15 protein-coding genes are annotated in these 13154 nt (G+C 56.1%); 10 read left to right on the top strand and 5 right to left on the bottom strand.

Annotated elements, in window-relative coordinates:
- Positions 1 to 256 precede the first annotated feature (256 nt).
- Complete coding sequence (locus HXY31_RS11225) at positions 257 to 1204, top strand: hypothetical protein (protein ID WP_292643033.1); 948 nt, start codon at positions 257 to 259, stop codon at positions 1202 to 1204.
- 182 nt (positions 1205 to 1386) lie between these two features.
- On the top strand, positions 1387 to 1617 hold the full coding sequence (locus HXY31_RS11230; RefSeq protein ID WP_292643035.1) for a TRAM domain-containing protein: 231 nt from the start codon (positions 1387 to 1389) through the stop codon (positions 1615 to 1617).
- A 59-nt stretch (positions 1618 to 1676) separates the two neighbouring features.
- Here HXY31_RS11230 and HXY31_RS11235 read toward each other — a convergent pair whose 3' ends face one another.
- Entirely contained in the window at positions 1677 to 2984 is a 1308-nt protein-coding gene (locus HXY31_RS11235) for a DEAD/DEAH box helicase (RefSeq protein ID WP_292643036.1), read from the bottom strand.
- A gap of 142 nt (positions 2985 to 3126) precedes the next feature.
- Here HXY31_RS11235 and HXY31_RS11240 point away from each other — a divergent pair, with 142 nt between their 5' ends.
- Positions 3127 to 3339, top strand: a complete 213-nt coding sequence (locus HXY31_RS11240; protein WP_292643038.1) for a hypothetical protein — start codon at positions 3127 to 3129, stop codon at positions 3337 to 3339.
- On the opposite strand, the gene HXY31_RS11245 is transcribed toward HXY31_RS11240, so the two are convergent.
- Entirely contained in the window at positions 3336 to 3545 is a 210-nt protein-coding gene (locus tag HXY31_RS11245; protein WP_292643040.1) for a hypothetical protein, read from the bottom strand. The two genes, HXY31_RS11240 and HXY31_RS11245, sit on opposite strands and share 4 nt — an antisense overlap.
- Positions 3546 to 3627: 82 nt before the next feature.
- Here HXY31_RS11245 and HXY31_RS11250 point away from each other — a divergent pair, with 82 nt between their 5' ends.
- The 5 genes from HXY31_RS11250 to HXY31_RS11270 are packed head-to-tail and all read left to right on the top strand — an operon-like array spanning position 3628 to position 9205.
- Positions 3628 to 4050, top strand: coding sequence for a S6e family ribosomal protein (locus HXY31_RS11250; protein ID WP_292643042.1), 423 nt, complete (start codon positions 3628 to 3630; stop codon positions 4048 to 4050).
- A 40-nt stretch (positions 4051 to 4090) separates the two neighbouring features.
- Positions 4091 to 5353 (top strand): translation initiation factor IF-2 subunit gamma, encoded by a 1263-nt coding sequence (locus tag HXY31_RS11255; protein WP_292643044.1) that lies wholly within the window; start codon positions 4091 to 4093, stop codon positions 5351 to 5353.
- The gene (locus tag HXY31_RS11260) at positions 5354 to 5752 is read left to right on the top strand and encodes a PIN domain-containing protein (RefSeq protein ID WP_292643046.1); all 399 of its coding nucleotides are present in this window, start codon (positions 5354 to 5356) and stop codon (positions 5750 to 5752) included.
- 25 nt (positions 5753 to 5777) lie between these two features.
- Positions 5778 to 6431, top strand: coding sequence for an MBL fold metallo-hydrolase (locus tag HXY31_RS11265; RefSeq protein WP_292643048.1), 654 nt, complete (start codon positions 5778 to 5780; stop codon positions 6429 to 6431).
- Positions 6432 to 6472: 41 nt separating this feature from the next.
- The gene (locus HXY31_RS11270) at positions 6473 to 9205 is read left to right on the top strand and encodes a peptidylprolyl isomerase (protein ID WP_292643050.1); all 2733 of its coding nucleotides are present in this window, start codon (positions 6473 to 6475) and stop codon (positions 9203 to 9205) included.
- Here the strand turns inward: HXY31_RS11270 and HXY31_RS11275 are convergent.
- Together HXY31_RS11275 and HXY31_RS11280 are read right to left on the bottom strand one after the other, a co-directional pair.
- Positions 9202 to 9990, bottom strand: a complete 789-nt coding sequence (locus tag HXY31_RS11275; RefSeq protein ID WP_292643051.1) for an inositol monophosphatase family protein — start codon at positions 9988 to 9990, stop codon at positions 9202 to 9204. The two genes, HXY31_RS11270 and HXY31_RS11275, sit on opposite strands and share 4 nt — an antisense overlap.
- A 31-nt stretch (positions 9991 to 10021) precedes the next feature.
- Positions 10022 to 10972 carry a deoxyhypusine synthase gene (locus HXY31_RS11280; protein ID WP_292643053.1) on the bottom strand — a complete coding sequence of 317 codons (951 nt, stop codon included), beginning with the start codon at positions 10970 to 10972 and terminating at the stop codon, positions 10022 to 10024.
- A 72-nt stretch (positions 10973 to 11044) separates the two neighbouring features.
- On the opposite strand from HXY31_RS11280, the gene speY reads away from it, so the two are divergent.
- Positions 11045 to 12139, top strand: coding sequence for a deoxyhypusine synthase (speY, locus tag HXY31_RS11285; protein WP_292643055.1), 1095 nt, complete (start codon positions 11045 to 11047; stop codon positions 12137 to 12139).
- Here speY and HXY31_RS11290 read toward each other — a convergent pair.
- The gene (locus tag HXY31_RS11290; protein ID WP_292643056.1) at positions 12130 to 12513 is read right to left on the bottom strand and encodes a hypothetical protein; all 384 of its coding nucleotides are present in this window, start codon (positions 12511 to 12513) and stop codon (positions 12130 to 12132) included. The genes speY and HXY31_RS11290 overlap by 10 nt on opposite strands.
- An 86-nt stretch (positions 12514 to 12599) precedes the next feature.
- Between HXY31_RS11290 and HXY31_RS11295 the strand changes: the two genes are divergently transcribed.
- Positions 12600 to 13148, top strand: a complete 549-nt coding sequence (locus tag HXY31_RS11295; RefSeq protein WP_292643058.1) for a hypothetical protein — start codon at positions 12600 to 12602, stop codon at positions 13146 to 13148.
- Positions 13149 to 13154: the final 6 nt, after the last annotated feature.

Consider the following 13154-nt stretch of genomic DNA (forward strand, 5'->3'; position numbering starts at 1 on the left):
CAGCCTGGTCAAAGGCGTGAGACCGGATAATCCGGCGCGAAGCTCAGATGTCCGACCCGACTGGGACACCTCATTCCTCAGGGATTCGTGGGTTCAAATCCCACCCCCCGCACCTTTCATCCATCTCATGTACCATTGATGAAAATTTGACCCCTGCTTGTTATCATCGGTAAATCAATTATGGCAGGGGTGATAAGACTATGGAATCTGTTGACCAAAAGCTCAAAAGCGAGAGATAATCCGAAAATATCGGATAGTGAAAACAGGTTCGGTCGCAGCAATTGCAACAGGCGCCGCTGCTATTGGGATAGTAGCTGTTCTGGTCTTGGCGGTTCCTTTATTTTCAATTCCCGCCAAGGATGAAAATGGAAAAAGGTCTCCCCTCAATCCCGTCTCGTTATTGACGCAGAGACCTGAGCAGATTGCACCTCATATAGTTGAGGCTGCCGGCGACAAAATTGTGAGCCTTAGGCTGAATGATACAGACACATTGAGAGTAATTGCATATACAACAACTAAAGGAGATATCATATTACCAATTGATGGACTGGAAGACGGATATTCGCGCATAGAATACTGGCTGTGGGAGCCGATAGCACGACCTTTGTCGGACTCTGATGCAGCCGGGGATGGTTCGAGAATAGAGAAATCAAGCGCAATGAATTTTACCAAAGCATTCCTCCAGAGGATAGGCTACAAGCTAGACGGAAGCGAATACTTTATCGCAGAACCCGGAGACATTTCGACCATTACGGTCTATCAGACCGTGTCTGGATGCGAAGGCTCCTTTCAAGTCTACGGGCCACTTGACTACGGCTGCATAGTAGCAAATCAGCCCACTCTATTTCACTTCCAGGCAGACGGAGGATGGATCGAATTACGAAAGTGGTATGAAGACGTACATCAAAAAGAGATCAAGGTAGCAGGAAAGGAAGCCACATCAGTCGCCAAAAGCTTCATAGAAGAGGAAAGGAGGAAGGACCCAGAGAAGTTTGAAGCATACGGCAATCTAACCTTCAGTGATGTTTGGCAGGCAGAACGCAAGGAAACGTACAAAGATAACCTTGTGTATGCCGTTATAGTCAGCTACCTTACTGACAAAAGTCCCGAAGAATATCATTGCGCTCCTAACATGAATTTCGATGTTTTGGTAAGTGTCGAAGACGGAAAAGCACTTGACTGGAGACCGTCCGCCTGCGTCTAGTAGAGTCAGACAAAAGCTCAAAAGGTCCTTTTAGATTATCTGTATTGCAGCCAATAGTTCTGTAAAGCATCTGATAACAGGCCTTGCCAACGGTATCGCGTTTTCCTTAACCCCTGCACCTTTTCCTCAAGCTCCCCTCGTCCACCGTTTATATGGCAATGAAGCACCATTGAAGGTGACGTATGTCATATGAAAGACGTGGAAGTGGCGGCTTCGGCAGCTACGGTCCAAAACCTGTGGAAACAGGCAAAGAATACGACGTGCAGATAACTGAAACAAGCAGACAAGGTGACGGCATCGCCCGGGTTCAGGGCTTTGTTATCTTTGTCAAGAACGGCAAAGTCGGCCAGAACACAAAGGTCAAGGTCACAAACGTGGGTAGCAGGTTCGCTACCGCCGAACTGGTTCAGTAGGACGCAGATACAAAACCCCAAGTGGCAACTGCCTCACAAAGGAAAGTACCACGTTTTTTCTATTCAGGCCGTCTTTTGCGGAAATCGCGCCCGCCCTTTCCGTGCCGGCGCGATTTTTTGTCCCAGAATTGCCTGCGCGGCCCGCCGTGCGCAACAGGGGCGTGCTTGCCCCACTTTTTGCTGCCGGCGCCCCTGCGGTGAAAGCCGTGGCCGCCCTGCCTTATCGCCGGGACCGCAAGGCCCATCGACTCGTTGAGCATCTTCACCGGCTGCTTTATCCTGCGCATTATCCTCTCAAAGTCTGAAAACCTGTCCGGCGTGACAAGCGTGACTGCACTCCCGCTGGCGCCTGCCCTCGCCGTCCTGCCTATCCTGTGGAAATACGTGTCCTGCTCCCCGGGGACGTCGTAGTTTATCACGTGGCTGACTGCCGGGACGTCTATGCCCCTTGACGCGACGTCGGTCGCGACCAGGATGCTGTCGGCGCCTTTTCGGAACCTGCCCATGACTACGTCCCTTTCCCTCTGCGACAGGTCGCCGTGAATTGCGGCCGCTCTAAACCCGGAATTCTTTAGGTTTGCCGCTATCTTGCCCGCCCTCACCTTTGTGGCGGCAAACACTATCACTTGCTGCTCTGCGTGCGGCTTGATGATTGCAATAAGCTGGTTCAGCTTCTGGTTCTCTTCGACAAGCAGGTAAGACTGGTCGATGGTGGCAAGCGACGTTTCTTCCCTGTTGAGCCTGACCTCGCGCACGTCGCCTTTCATGTGCTCCCTTGCAAGCTTCAAGATCTCCGCCGGCATGGTCGCGGAAAACAGCATCGTCTGCCTTGCGCCCTTGCCTGCCTTTGAGAGGATGAACCTGATGTCGTCGATAAATCCCATGTCAAGCATCCTGTCCGCCTCATCAAGCACCACGAACCTGACCCCGTCGAGCTTGGCAGTGCGCTGCTTCAGGTGGTCTATCAGCCTCCCCGGCGTCGCCACGACCACCTGCGCCCCCTTTCTCATCAGCCCTGCCTGCAGGCCAAAGCTCTGGCCGCCATAAACAGAGACGGCGCTGATGTTCGAATACCTGGAAAACTTTTGCACTTCCTTTGTGACCTGAACAGCTAGCTCCCTGGTAGGAACCAGAACAAGCGCCTGTGCCTGCCTGGCGTCGGGTTTTATCTTTGTCAGGAGCGGGAGCACGAACGCCGCAGTCTTGCCGGTCCCCGTGTGCGCCTGCCCTATGACGTCTCTGCCTTCAAGTATCAGCGGTATTGCCGCTTCCTGTATCGGAAAGGGCTTTTCAAACCCGTTTTCTGCAAGCGCTCTCTGGACCTTCTCGTCAAGTCCCATTTCCCTGAACGTTTTTCCTTCTGTCATCTATGATTTTCTCGCAATACAAAAGATACGGAAGTGCCGCAATCGCCTAACAAACCTGCCGCAAGTCTTGTTGTACGAGGCTATTGCGAGCAGCTGGAGATATAAACCGTAAGCCCCTAGCATACTGCGTAGACGCATCAAAATGGTTGAAGACACTGAAGAGGAGAAGGCGTTCCGGGCTATCTATGCCAGCGAGCTACGGAAGATGAAGCAGGGCACGCAGCTGGAAGACGAGAGGAAAAAGGTGAACCAGCAGGCGATGAAGACTCCTGGCAGGCGTGGAGAGCAGATAAAGCACGAGGAGATAGACCGGGAGATTGTCCGGCGCTACAGGCTTGCCAAGGGCTCAGTCTAGGGGCGCTCTTTTGAAGGATCGAGCATCTGGTCGGCTCTCTTTTCTTTTGTCCTTGTCTGCGTCATTTTCTGCAGCGCATAAAAGATGCCGTGGTCTATCTTCAGGTGGCTCAGAAACGCCACGCCGTCGTTCACGTTATCCCTGACTATGAGGTCACGCCCGCAATAGCTGCATTTTATCACGTGCTCGTCTGGCGCTATTCCCAACAGCCGCGTTACGCATCGCTGGTATAAAGTCTGTATCCAAAACAAACGTTAATTAAATCCAAAATGCGCCTTGAATTCTGCATTGGCGCAGTTCAAGCTCGTGGTTTCCGACGGGACCGGCAGGAGCATATCACAGGAGCTCAAGGACAGGGCAGCCCAGCCGCTTGTAGGCGTGAGGATAGGAAACGTCATCGACTCCTCTGTCATAGGCATAGAGGGCGGCAAGGTGAAGGTGACCGGCGGCTCTGACAAGTCGGGCGTGCCCATGCGCGCAGACGTTCACGGCGGCGTCAAAAAGTACGTCTTGATGTCAGAAGGCGTCGGCGCAAAGCACCTTGAAGGCGGCAGGATCCGCAAGCTTGTGCGCGGCAACATGGTGACTGAAGAAATTTATCAACTGAACCTCAGGCTCGTCGAGGGCAAGCTGCCGGAAAAGGCAAAGGAAGAGGCGCCGGCTGAAGCAGAGGCAAAGGCAGAGCCTGCGAAAGAGAAGAAGAAAAAGTAACTCTCTACATTAATATCCCCGAGAATTTTACGGTAACTAGTTGCACTGGAAAGAGACGCTGCCGGACTGGTACATCAAAGAGTACGGTTACCAGCCCTGCGTCAACATCGGCACGTCCGGCCACGTGGACCACGGCAAGACCACGCTTGTGGAAGCAATCACAGGCGTGTGGACCAGCGCGCACAGCGAGGAGCTGCGCCGCGGCATCACAATCAAGGTGGGCTATGCCGACGCGGCGTTTTACAAGTGCCCCGTGTGCCCGAGGCCCGAATGCTACGGCACCCAGCCAAAGTGCGCCAACTGCGGTGGCAAGAGCGAGCTTCTCCGCGTTGTCAGTTTCGTTGATTCGCCGGGCCACGAGTCGCTCATGGCAAACATGCTATCCGGCTCGGCGCTGATGGACGGCGCCATACTTGTCATGGCTGCAAACGAGAAGGTGCCCCAGCCGCAGACCCGCGAGCACCTCCTTGCGCTCTCCGTCCTTGGCATCCAGCAGCTGGTGCTGGTGCAGAACAAGGCCGACCTTGTAAACGCGGAAGAGGCGATGGACAACTACAAGCAGATAAAGGACTTTGTCAAGGGGAGCGTCGCGGAAAAGGCGCCTATAATCCCGGTGTCTGCGCAGCACAAGCTCAACATCGACGCGCTAATAGAATCTATTGAAAAGAACATCAAGACGCCAACGCGCGTCAAGGACGCGCCGCCCGTGATGCACGTGCTCAGGTCGTTTGACATAAACAGGCCCGGCATCGCAATCAAGCAGGTCAAGGGCGGCATACTTGGGGGCGCGCTCGTACAGGGCGAGTTTTCGCTGGGCGACGAGGTCGAGATAAGGCCCGGCATTCTTGATGAAAAGAAGGGCAGGTACGAGCCGATAGTGTCTGCCATATCGACTCTTGGGACGGGCGCCGGCCTCGTGGAAAACGTCAAGCCCGGCGGCCTCATCGCGATTGGAACGAAACTTGACCCCGCGCTCACAAAGAGCGACTCGCTCATAGGATCTGTAATCGGCAAGCCCGGCACGCTTCCTCCGGACGTCGATACCGTTACCGTCGAGACGCACCTGTTTGACACCGCTGTAGGCACGCAGGACCTTGTAAAGGTGGAGCCCATAAAGGCAAAGGAGCCCCTGCGCCTGAACATCGGAACGGCCGCGTCCGTCGGCACCGTGACCAGCGTCCGGGACGGCAAGATGGAGGTCAAGCTGAAAAAGCCGGTGTGCCTTTTGCCAAAGAGCAGGGTTGCCATCAGCCGCAGGATAGCCGAGAGGTGGCGCCTTATCGGGTCCGGAATAGCGGTCTGAATGAAGATCCTCTGCGACACGAGCTTTTTGATGGTCCTTGTCTCAAAGCCCATAAAGCACGTAGAGCGGATGGAGCACGAGTTTGGCCGGCTCGAGTTCGTGGTGCCCGATGTTGTTATCGACGAACTAAAGAGGCTTGAGGAAAAAGCCGGTCCAAAGCGCTCGACTCTTGCCAAGACCGCGCTTGCGGTGGCAAAGGCGCGCTTTACTGCAGTCAGGGTGCCAAAGGCCGCCCACGTCGACGACTCGATTGTCGAGTATGCGACAGAGAAAAAGTGCGCAGTGGCGACAATAGACACCGCGCTCCGGAGGCGGCTGATAGCAAACAACGTGCTCGTCTTGACGCTCAGCCGCGACAGGCTGACTGTTGCAAACCCGAACATCGACGACAAACTTTAATTAATTTTTGAACCGCTCTATTCCCATGCTAGATTACAGGGGAGTCAAGTTCAGCTGGCTCGGCCACGACGGATTCAGGATAGTAGCTGGCGACAAGACGATATACATCGACCCTTACAAGCTTTCCAAGAACCAGTACAACAGAAACGACGCCGACATCGTGTTCATCTCGCACAACCACTTTGACCACCTGAGCCCGGACGACCTGAAGCACGTCGTGGGCCAGAAGACAACGATTGTGGCGGCGCGCGAGTGCGGCGCCCAGCTAAAGCAGCTCGGCCTTGACACAAAGCTGGTGTCCCCCGGCGACAGGCTGACTGTAAAGGACGTGGCGGTGGAAGTGCTGGCGGCGTACAACACCAACAAGGACTTTCACCCAAAGGCCGACGGCAAGGTCGGCTACGTCATGACGCTTGGCGGCCTGCGCATATACCACACAGGCGACACCGACATAATCCCCGAGATGGAGCACGCCCGGCCCGACGTGGCGCTAGTGCCCGTGTCCGGGACCTATGTCATGACTGCAGACGAGGCTGCGAAAGCGACTGACGAGCGCATAAAGCCAAAGATGCTTGCGATCCCGATGCACTACGCGTCTATTGTCGGAACCGAGGACGACGCGAGGCGCTTCAAGGGGCTCGTCAAGGCCTGCCCCGTCGAGATATTGTCAAGAGAATGATGTCGGTACCTTAAAAAATAGGGGACAACTCCACAACTGCGATGTTTCAGAGCGGCAGGACCATGTTTCGAGCCGGCGGCTTCGAATTCACGACCCGCCACCTGCTCATAATAGCAGTCCTCGCTCTGGCGTTCTCGATTGCGGTGATAATGAGGTCGTACCCCATAAAGTACGGCTTTTACCTCAACGAGTTCGACCCGTACTTTGACTACAGGGCGACCAAGTTCATACTGGACAACGGGCTTGACGCCTACTGGCGCTGGCACGACGACATGTCGTGGTACCCCGAAGGCCGCGACATCGCCGCGACCTCGCAGTCGGGCCTGCACGTGACTGCGGCCATCATGTACCAGATATTTGGGGCCGGCGCGCCCCTGATGGACTTTACCATCATGTTCCCCGTAGTGATAGGCTCGCTTACAGTCATAGTCGTGTTTGCGCTTGTGCGTGTGCTTGGAGGCACCACCGCAGGCCTGTTTGCGTCGCTCTTTTTCGCGTTCAGCCCCGCCATAATCCTGAGGGGCAACCTCGGCTGGTTCAAGTCCGAGCCCCTGGGGTTGTTCTTTGGCCTTATTGCGGCCTACCTCTTTATCTCGGCGATAAGGCACAAGGAGATAAAATACGCCATACCAAAGGCGGTCCTCGGCGGCCTGATACTCGGGCTTGCAAACGCCTCGTGGGGCGGAATACAATACTTCAGCATCCCCATTGCGCTGTTCTTCCTTGCGCTCCCATTTTTCAGGCGCGACCTGACCATCCCCATGTACGTGGCAATCGCGTTCACGGTATTCACGCTCGTCGCCGCAGTCGGGTTCCCGAGGCCGGGCATGTCGTTTGTGACAGGCCTCCCGGGCATCGCCATGGTCGGAACGACAGTCTACCTTGTGGCCGCAAACTTTGTCGGCCGGCTCGGCGGGGAAAAGGCCAGGACGCGCAACCTCTCGTTTCTGCTCATAGCCTTTGTCGCGGCAGGGATAGGGATGATAGCTGCAGGCGCGTACGACGCGCCCAGCTTTAGGTACCTGAACGCGGTCAACCCGTTCATCGGATCTGAAAACGCCCTCGTAGAGTCGGTGGCGGAGCACCTCACGCCGACCATTGTCGACTACTTCCTTGACTTTTCTCTGCTGCTCATGTTTGCAGGCCTCGGGATCTGGCTTGCGTTCCAGAAGCGCAGCGACGCGGCCGTGTTTGCCCTGATACTTGGCATAACCGGCGTCTACGTGAGCGCCACGTTTGCCAGGCTGCTCGTGTTTGCGTCAGTCGGCATCATAGTTCTTGCAAGCATTGGCCTTGCCGAGATAACCCGGAACGTGATGGAGCGCAAGGAGGCCTCGGCCGCAAAGGGCAAGAAAAAGACAGACGAGGTCGTCGCAGGGACTTCAAGCACCAAGATGATCTACGTTGCGACGATAATCGCACTATTGCTCATCCCCGTGTTCTACCCGCCCTACTCCAGCTGGATAAGCGCAGTCGACGTCCCGACTGCGATAGCAAACGGCGGCAGCGTGTTCCGGACCCAGACGCAGGACTGGAACGAAGCCATGAACTGGATCTCTGAAAACACAGAGGAAGACGCCGTCATCGCGGCCTGGTGGGACTATGGATACTGGATTACCACGCTTGGCGAGCGCACGACTGTCGCCGACAACGCTACTTTGAACCAGACGCGCATCGAGTCGCTTGCCAAGATGTTCATAGGCGACCAGGAGGCCGGCGCCAAGATAGCGCAGGACCTCGACGTCGACTACGTGCTTGTATATGTAGTCGGGCAGAAGGCGCTTACAGGGACTGCCGGCAACGAAACGAGCGCGCAGGTGCCTCTCTTCACGCTCGGGCAGGGAGGCGACGAGAGCAAGAAGACCTGGATAATGAGAATAGCCGGCTACGACGAGACCAGGTACCTTGAAAGCGACGGCTTTACGCCCAAGAGCACTTTCTGGCAGTCCACGCTCCTTGGCAAGCTGATACCGTACGAGCCTCTCAACTACGTCCTGTTCGGCCCCAACGGCAACATCGTCAACGTGAGCGAGACGTACCAGCAGGGCTTTAGCCAGCTCTTTTCAAAGAACGCCAAGTATCCGCCAGGCGAGCAGGGCCTGCCGTTTAACTTGGTCTACTCTTCTTCAAGCTACATCGAGGACCATGACATTGTGACAGGCGTGCACATCTACAAGGTGAACCACGACTACGAGCCCAAGCCGAAGGGCGACCCGTACACGCCAAATACCGGCACCCTTGCAGACACCACACCGGGGCCGCAGATTGCAGAGCTCGAGACTGCGCAGGGCACGATAAAGATAGAGTTCTACCCCAACGCGGCGCCAAGGCACGTGAACAACTTTATCACGCTTGCAAACGACGGGTTCTACAACGGCACCGTGTTCCACAGGATCTTCCCCGGCTTTGTGATACAGGGCGGCGACCCGCAGACGCGCAACGCGACCTCTGACAGGGACACCTGGGGACAGGGCGGGCCGGACTACACCGTCCCGGCAGAATTTAGCGACATACCTCACGTCAGGGGCATAGTCTCGATGGCAAGGGCAAGCGACCCGAATAGTGCTGGCTCTCAGTTCTTCATAGTACTGGAGGACTCTAGGTTCCTTGACGGCCAGTACACAGTGTTTGGCAGGGTCATAGAGGGCATGGACGTCGTGGACAAGATAGCCGCCCTTGAGACCGTCGGGGGAGCTTCAGACAACCCGAGAAGGGAACAGCCAGTAAACCCCGACGACGCGAGGATAATCTCTGTAAGAATAGTCGATCGCTAGAGCGCGCTTAAAAGCCCGTCGTGCACGAGCCCGTTTGAAGCGACGATGTCCAGCTTGTCAAATACAGGGAACGCCGGCTTGCTCCCGTCAAGTAGCGACCACCGGCCGCCTGCCTCTTCCACTATCAGCCCGGCGGCTGCAATGTCCCACATGGAAAGGTCGTTGTTAATCGTGCCGTCAAGCCTGCCTGACGCCACGTACGCGACTTCAAGGCACAGGCTTCCGAGCTTGTGGAATCGCTTTATCCTGCGCAGGATGTTCTCGTTTATCCTGGCAAAGCGCGCCCCGTCAAACTTGGTGTGGTTGACGTTGAGGTAGAGCTCCTCCATGCGCTGGCGCTTTGTGACAGCTATCCTGCTGCCGTTGAGGCGCGCTCCTTTGCCTTTTACGGCGGTAAACTCTTCGCTGTGGTTCGGGTCGACAAGCGCCCCGGTGAGCGTTTCAGGGCCCCTGCACAGTGCAATCGAGGTGCAGAAGAAAGGCAGGCCTATCACAAAGCTTGCCGTGCCGTCAAGCGGGTCGACGACAAAGTAGTACCCGTCGCGCTTGACGCCTGCGTTGACGCGCCGGTCCTGCTCCTCTGCTACAAACGGGATGTCGGGAAACTGCTTTTTCAGGTGGGATATTATCAGCGCCTGCGCCTCGCCGTCGACGCGGGTGACAAGCGACCTGTCGTCCTTGACCGTGACGTTGTAGGTCTCGTTCTTGCCGAAATTTTCCTTGAGCAATCCGGCGGCCTCTCTGCCTGCGGCAAGCGAGTGTCTCAGGATGTCGTCAAGTTCCAAGCGCAACTGCCTTACAGGCGGCGGGGCAATATTACCGTTTGAGGAGCGCGGCGTAGATGAAGGGAAGGAGCGTCGACGCCTCGCCGTGTATCGTGGTCTGCCTCGCCTTGGTGGTGACCTTGCCCCACGATATTGCCTCGGCCACCAGCGCGCCTGACAGGCTGCCGTCCCACTCGGGCGCTGTCGTGATGTATACTGCATAGTCCAGCCCTCCGCGGTACTGGTTCCACCAAAGCGTGTGGTGCTTTGATATTCCGCCTCCTACCATGAACGCGCCGGACTTCTTGGCGTCAAAGACTAGGCTTGACAGCAGGTTCTGGTCCTTCAGGATGTCGAGCTTGAAGTCGCGGTGCTGCTGGTGGAACAACCACACCTGGCTTCCTACCGCGCCGTCGACTATGCCTGGGACGACGACTGGAATCTTGTTCTTGTGCGCCCAGTAGAGGAACGACGACTCGCCCAGGCTGCTTCCAATCTTATCTGTGATTTCATACGTAGCGACGTCGCGCTTGCCCTCCCTGTACATGTCTGCAAGGATTGCCTGCATCTTTTCTTCTATCAGCGGGCCGTAGGCTGACATCGGCACGAGCACGTTTCCAAGCCGGTGCACGTCTTTGTCGAGAAGTTCCCGGTCGTCCATGCGAAAGTCGCCGGCGTAGTACTTGTCATAGTATCTTGCGATGTCGTGGTCAAGCGCGCCGCACGTCGTGATGACGACGTCAAACATCTTGTTCTTGAGCATGTCCCGGACTATGCCGCGGGCTCCGGTGGACATCAGCGCGGCCACAAATGAGAGGAACTTGGTGCACTTTGGTTCGTCCATCATCCTCTTCAAAATGTCGACGCCGTCGGCAAGGTTGCGCGACTCAAAGCCGCCTGACTGCTCCATGCTTTTCAGGATGGCGTTTATGTCGGTGTTCTTGTCAATCGCGTGGTCTTTGACTGCGCTGTGCAAAAGGTCGTCCTTTTTCCTGCCGGCCATGCAAGCGTATTGCCCGACCTATAATAAAAGTCTCATCCGACAGAATTTAAAAGCAAGTGGATTTCTAACAAGATGGTGCACGACCATCACCACCACGACGACCCGAGGCACACATTTTCCGGTCGCAAGATAGACCCGCCGCAGGTCTCTCCAAACATGACAGTTCCCGAACTTATCAAGTTCTACGGCGCGACAGGCTACAACGCCCGGCGCCTTGCAGAGGCGGCAGAAATCCTCGAGGACATGATAAACACCAACTCTACTGTCTGCCTCACGCTTGCCGGCGCCATGACTCCGATAGGCATGGGCAGGACGATATCTGCCATGATAGAGGCAGGATTCATCGACTGGATAGTGGCGACGGGCGCAAACGTGTACCACGACCTGCACTTTGCATACGGCCTCCCGGTCAAGCAGGGGCACTTTGACGTTGACGACGACATCTTGTATGCCAAGCAAATCGTGCGCATCTATGACGTCTACATCAAGGAGTTAGAAACATTGCAGGCGCAGGACCTCCTTGTCCAGAAGGACATGAAGGAAAGGTCTGCCGAGATCCCGGCAAACGCCTCGACTGCCGACATCTCGTACGCGCTTGGCAAGGCTGCAAAGGAAAACGCCAAGTACCCGGAAAAGTCGTTCCTTGTAAAGGCGTACGAAAACAAGGTTCCAGTGTACATGCCGGCCATAGGCGACTCGTCGATTGGCCTCAACATGCTGCCGCTATTGCTTGAAGGCAAGGGCGTCTTCCCGAACACCATCCTTGACGTCGCCGAGTCTGCGGCCATACTGTGGAAGAGCAAGAGATCCGGCGGGCTCGAGCTTGGAGGCGGCGTCCCGAAGAACTTTTTCCAGCAGACGGGGCCGGCGCTCTACCAGATACTGAAGATAAAGGAAGGCGGCCAGGACTATTTGATACAGATGACAGACGCAAGGCCGGACACCGGCGGTCTGTCAGGCGCCACATTGCAGGAAGGCAAGAGCTGGGGCAAAATAAAGACCTCGCACAAGGGAAACGTCATAGTGTACGGCGACTCGTCGGTGTATTTCCCGCTGCTCTGCAGCTACGCGCTGTCGGTGTGCAGGCCGCGCAAGCACAAGGAGATATACGGCAAGAAGGACGCGTGGGTCAGGGACATGAAAAAGATGTACCTGGCTCAGAAATAGGACTCGGCCTTGACCGTCCACCTGCCGCCCTTTGATGTCAATTCAATCTGCCCGATTAGATTTCCGCCAGAGTAGACCTTGCCAAACTCGGCGCTGCCAAACATCGACGACAGAAGATCTTTCTTTTCGTGGTAGCCCGACTCGACTGCCTTTATGCGCATCTTTGCAGAGACTTTTTTTATGATGTTTCTTGCAGCCGACCAGTCGCCCTTCCACGACACAAGCTCAAACGAGCCGAACCTGACAGAATCCATCGAGTAGCCTGAAAGCCTCGCCTCGAACTTTAGCCTGTTCTTTTTTGCGTACTCGTTCATCCAGCCGACGGCCTCGGCCCCCTTGCCATTCTCTACTGCAAAGCTGTCGGCCCCTGCCACGGCGTGAAATCTGCACGTCAGTTATTTAACGCAGCCGCCGCCTGCGGCAATACGCATATCTATTTCCACATTCAATAGTTCAGTGCTTGCCCGCCGAGAAAAAGCCCACCACGGTGCCGGTCGGAAGCCTGCGCCTTGACAGCGAGGTATACCGCGCAGTCACGCAGATGGCGTATTCCCAGCAGATGCCGGTAGAGCAGATGATAAACCAGATGCTCAAAAAACAGCTGGTGTCGCAGGAGCTTTTCAGGCACGGCTTTACGATAACGCACAGGGAGACGATGAAGACGCTGACAGGCATGCTTTCAGACGAGCTGATAGTAGAGGCGGCGCAAAGCATGAAGTCCTCGCTCAAGGAGATGGTCGTCTCGCGTACCGGAAGTGCCAGCCCGACCATCCAGCAGTTCTTTTCATCCCTTGCGTCGTTCATGGACCTCAACGGCTTCCCTGCAAGCATCCAGACCGACCCGGAGGACGGCACCGTGACTGTCAACGTCAGGCCCAACATCTCGCGCAAGTTCTCGCTTTTCCTCGGCGAGTCGCTGAGGGTGTCGCTTGAAGGCATGGCAGACGTTATAGCCGTCGACGCGACCGACACCTCTGTCCACGTAAAGTGCACACCGAAGGCCGGCTGAGCAGTG

The sequence above is a fragment of the Nitrososphaera sp. genome, assembly GCF_013388945.1.
GTDB lineage: Archaea > Thermoproteota > Nitrososphaeria > Nitrososphaerales > Nitrososphaeraceae > Nitrososphaera.

Coding starts and splice junctions, on each gene's coding strand:
- HXY31_RS11230 (WP_292643035.1), top strand. CDS start 1,387: ATGTCATATGAAAGACGTGGAAGTGGCGGCTTCGGCAGCTACGGTCCA.
- HXY31_RS11235 (WP_292643036.1), bottom strand. CDS start 2,984: ATGACAGAAGGAAAAACGTTCAGGGAAATGGGACTTGACGAGAAGGTC.
- HXY31_RS11240 (WP_292643038.1), top strand. CDS start 3,127: ATGGTTGAAGACACTGAAGAGGAGAAGGCGTTCCGGGCTATCTATGCC.
- HXY31_RS11260 (WP_292643046.1), top strand. CDS start 5,354: ATGAAGATCCTCTGCGACACGAGCTTTTTGATGGTCCTTGTCTCAAAG.
- HXY31_RS11265 (WP_292643048.1), top strand. CDS start 5,778: ATGCTAGATTACAGGGGAGTCAAGTTCAGCTGGCTCGGCCACGACGGA.
- HXY31_RS11270 (WP_292643050.1), top strand. CDS start 6,473: ATGTTTCAGAGCGGCAGGACCATGTTTCGAGCCGGCGGCTTCGAATTC.
- HXY31_RS11280 (WP_292643053.1), bottom strand. CDS start 10,972: ATGGCCGGCAGGAAAAAGGACGACCTTTTGCACAGCGCAGTCAAAGAC.
- speY (WP_292643055.1), top strand. CDS start 11,045: ATGGTGCACGACCATCACCACCACGACGACCCGAGGCACACATTTTCC.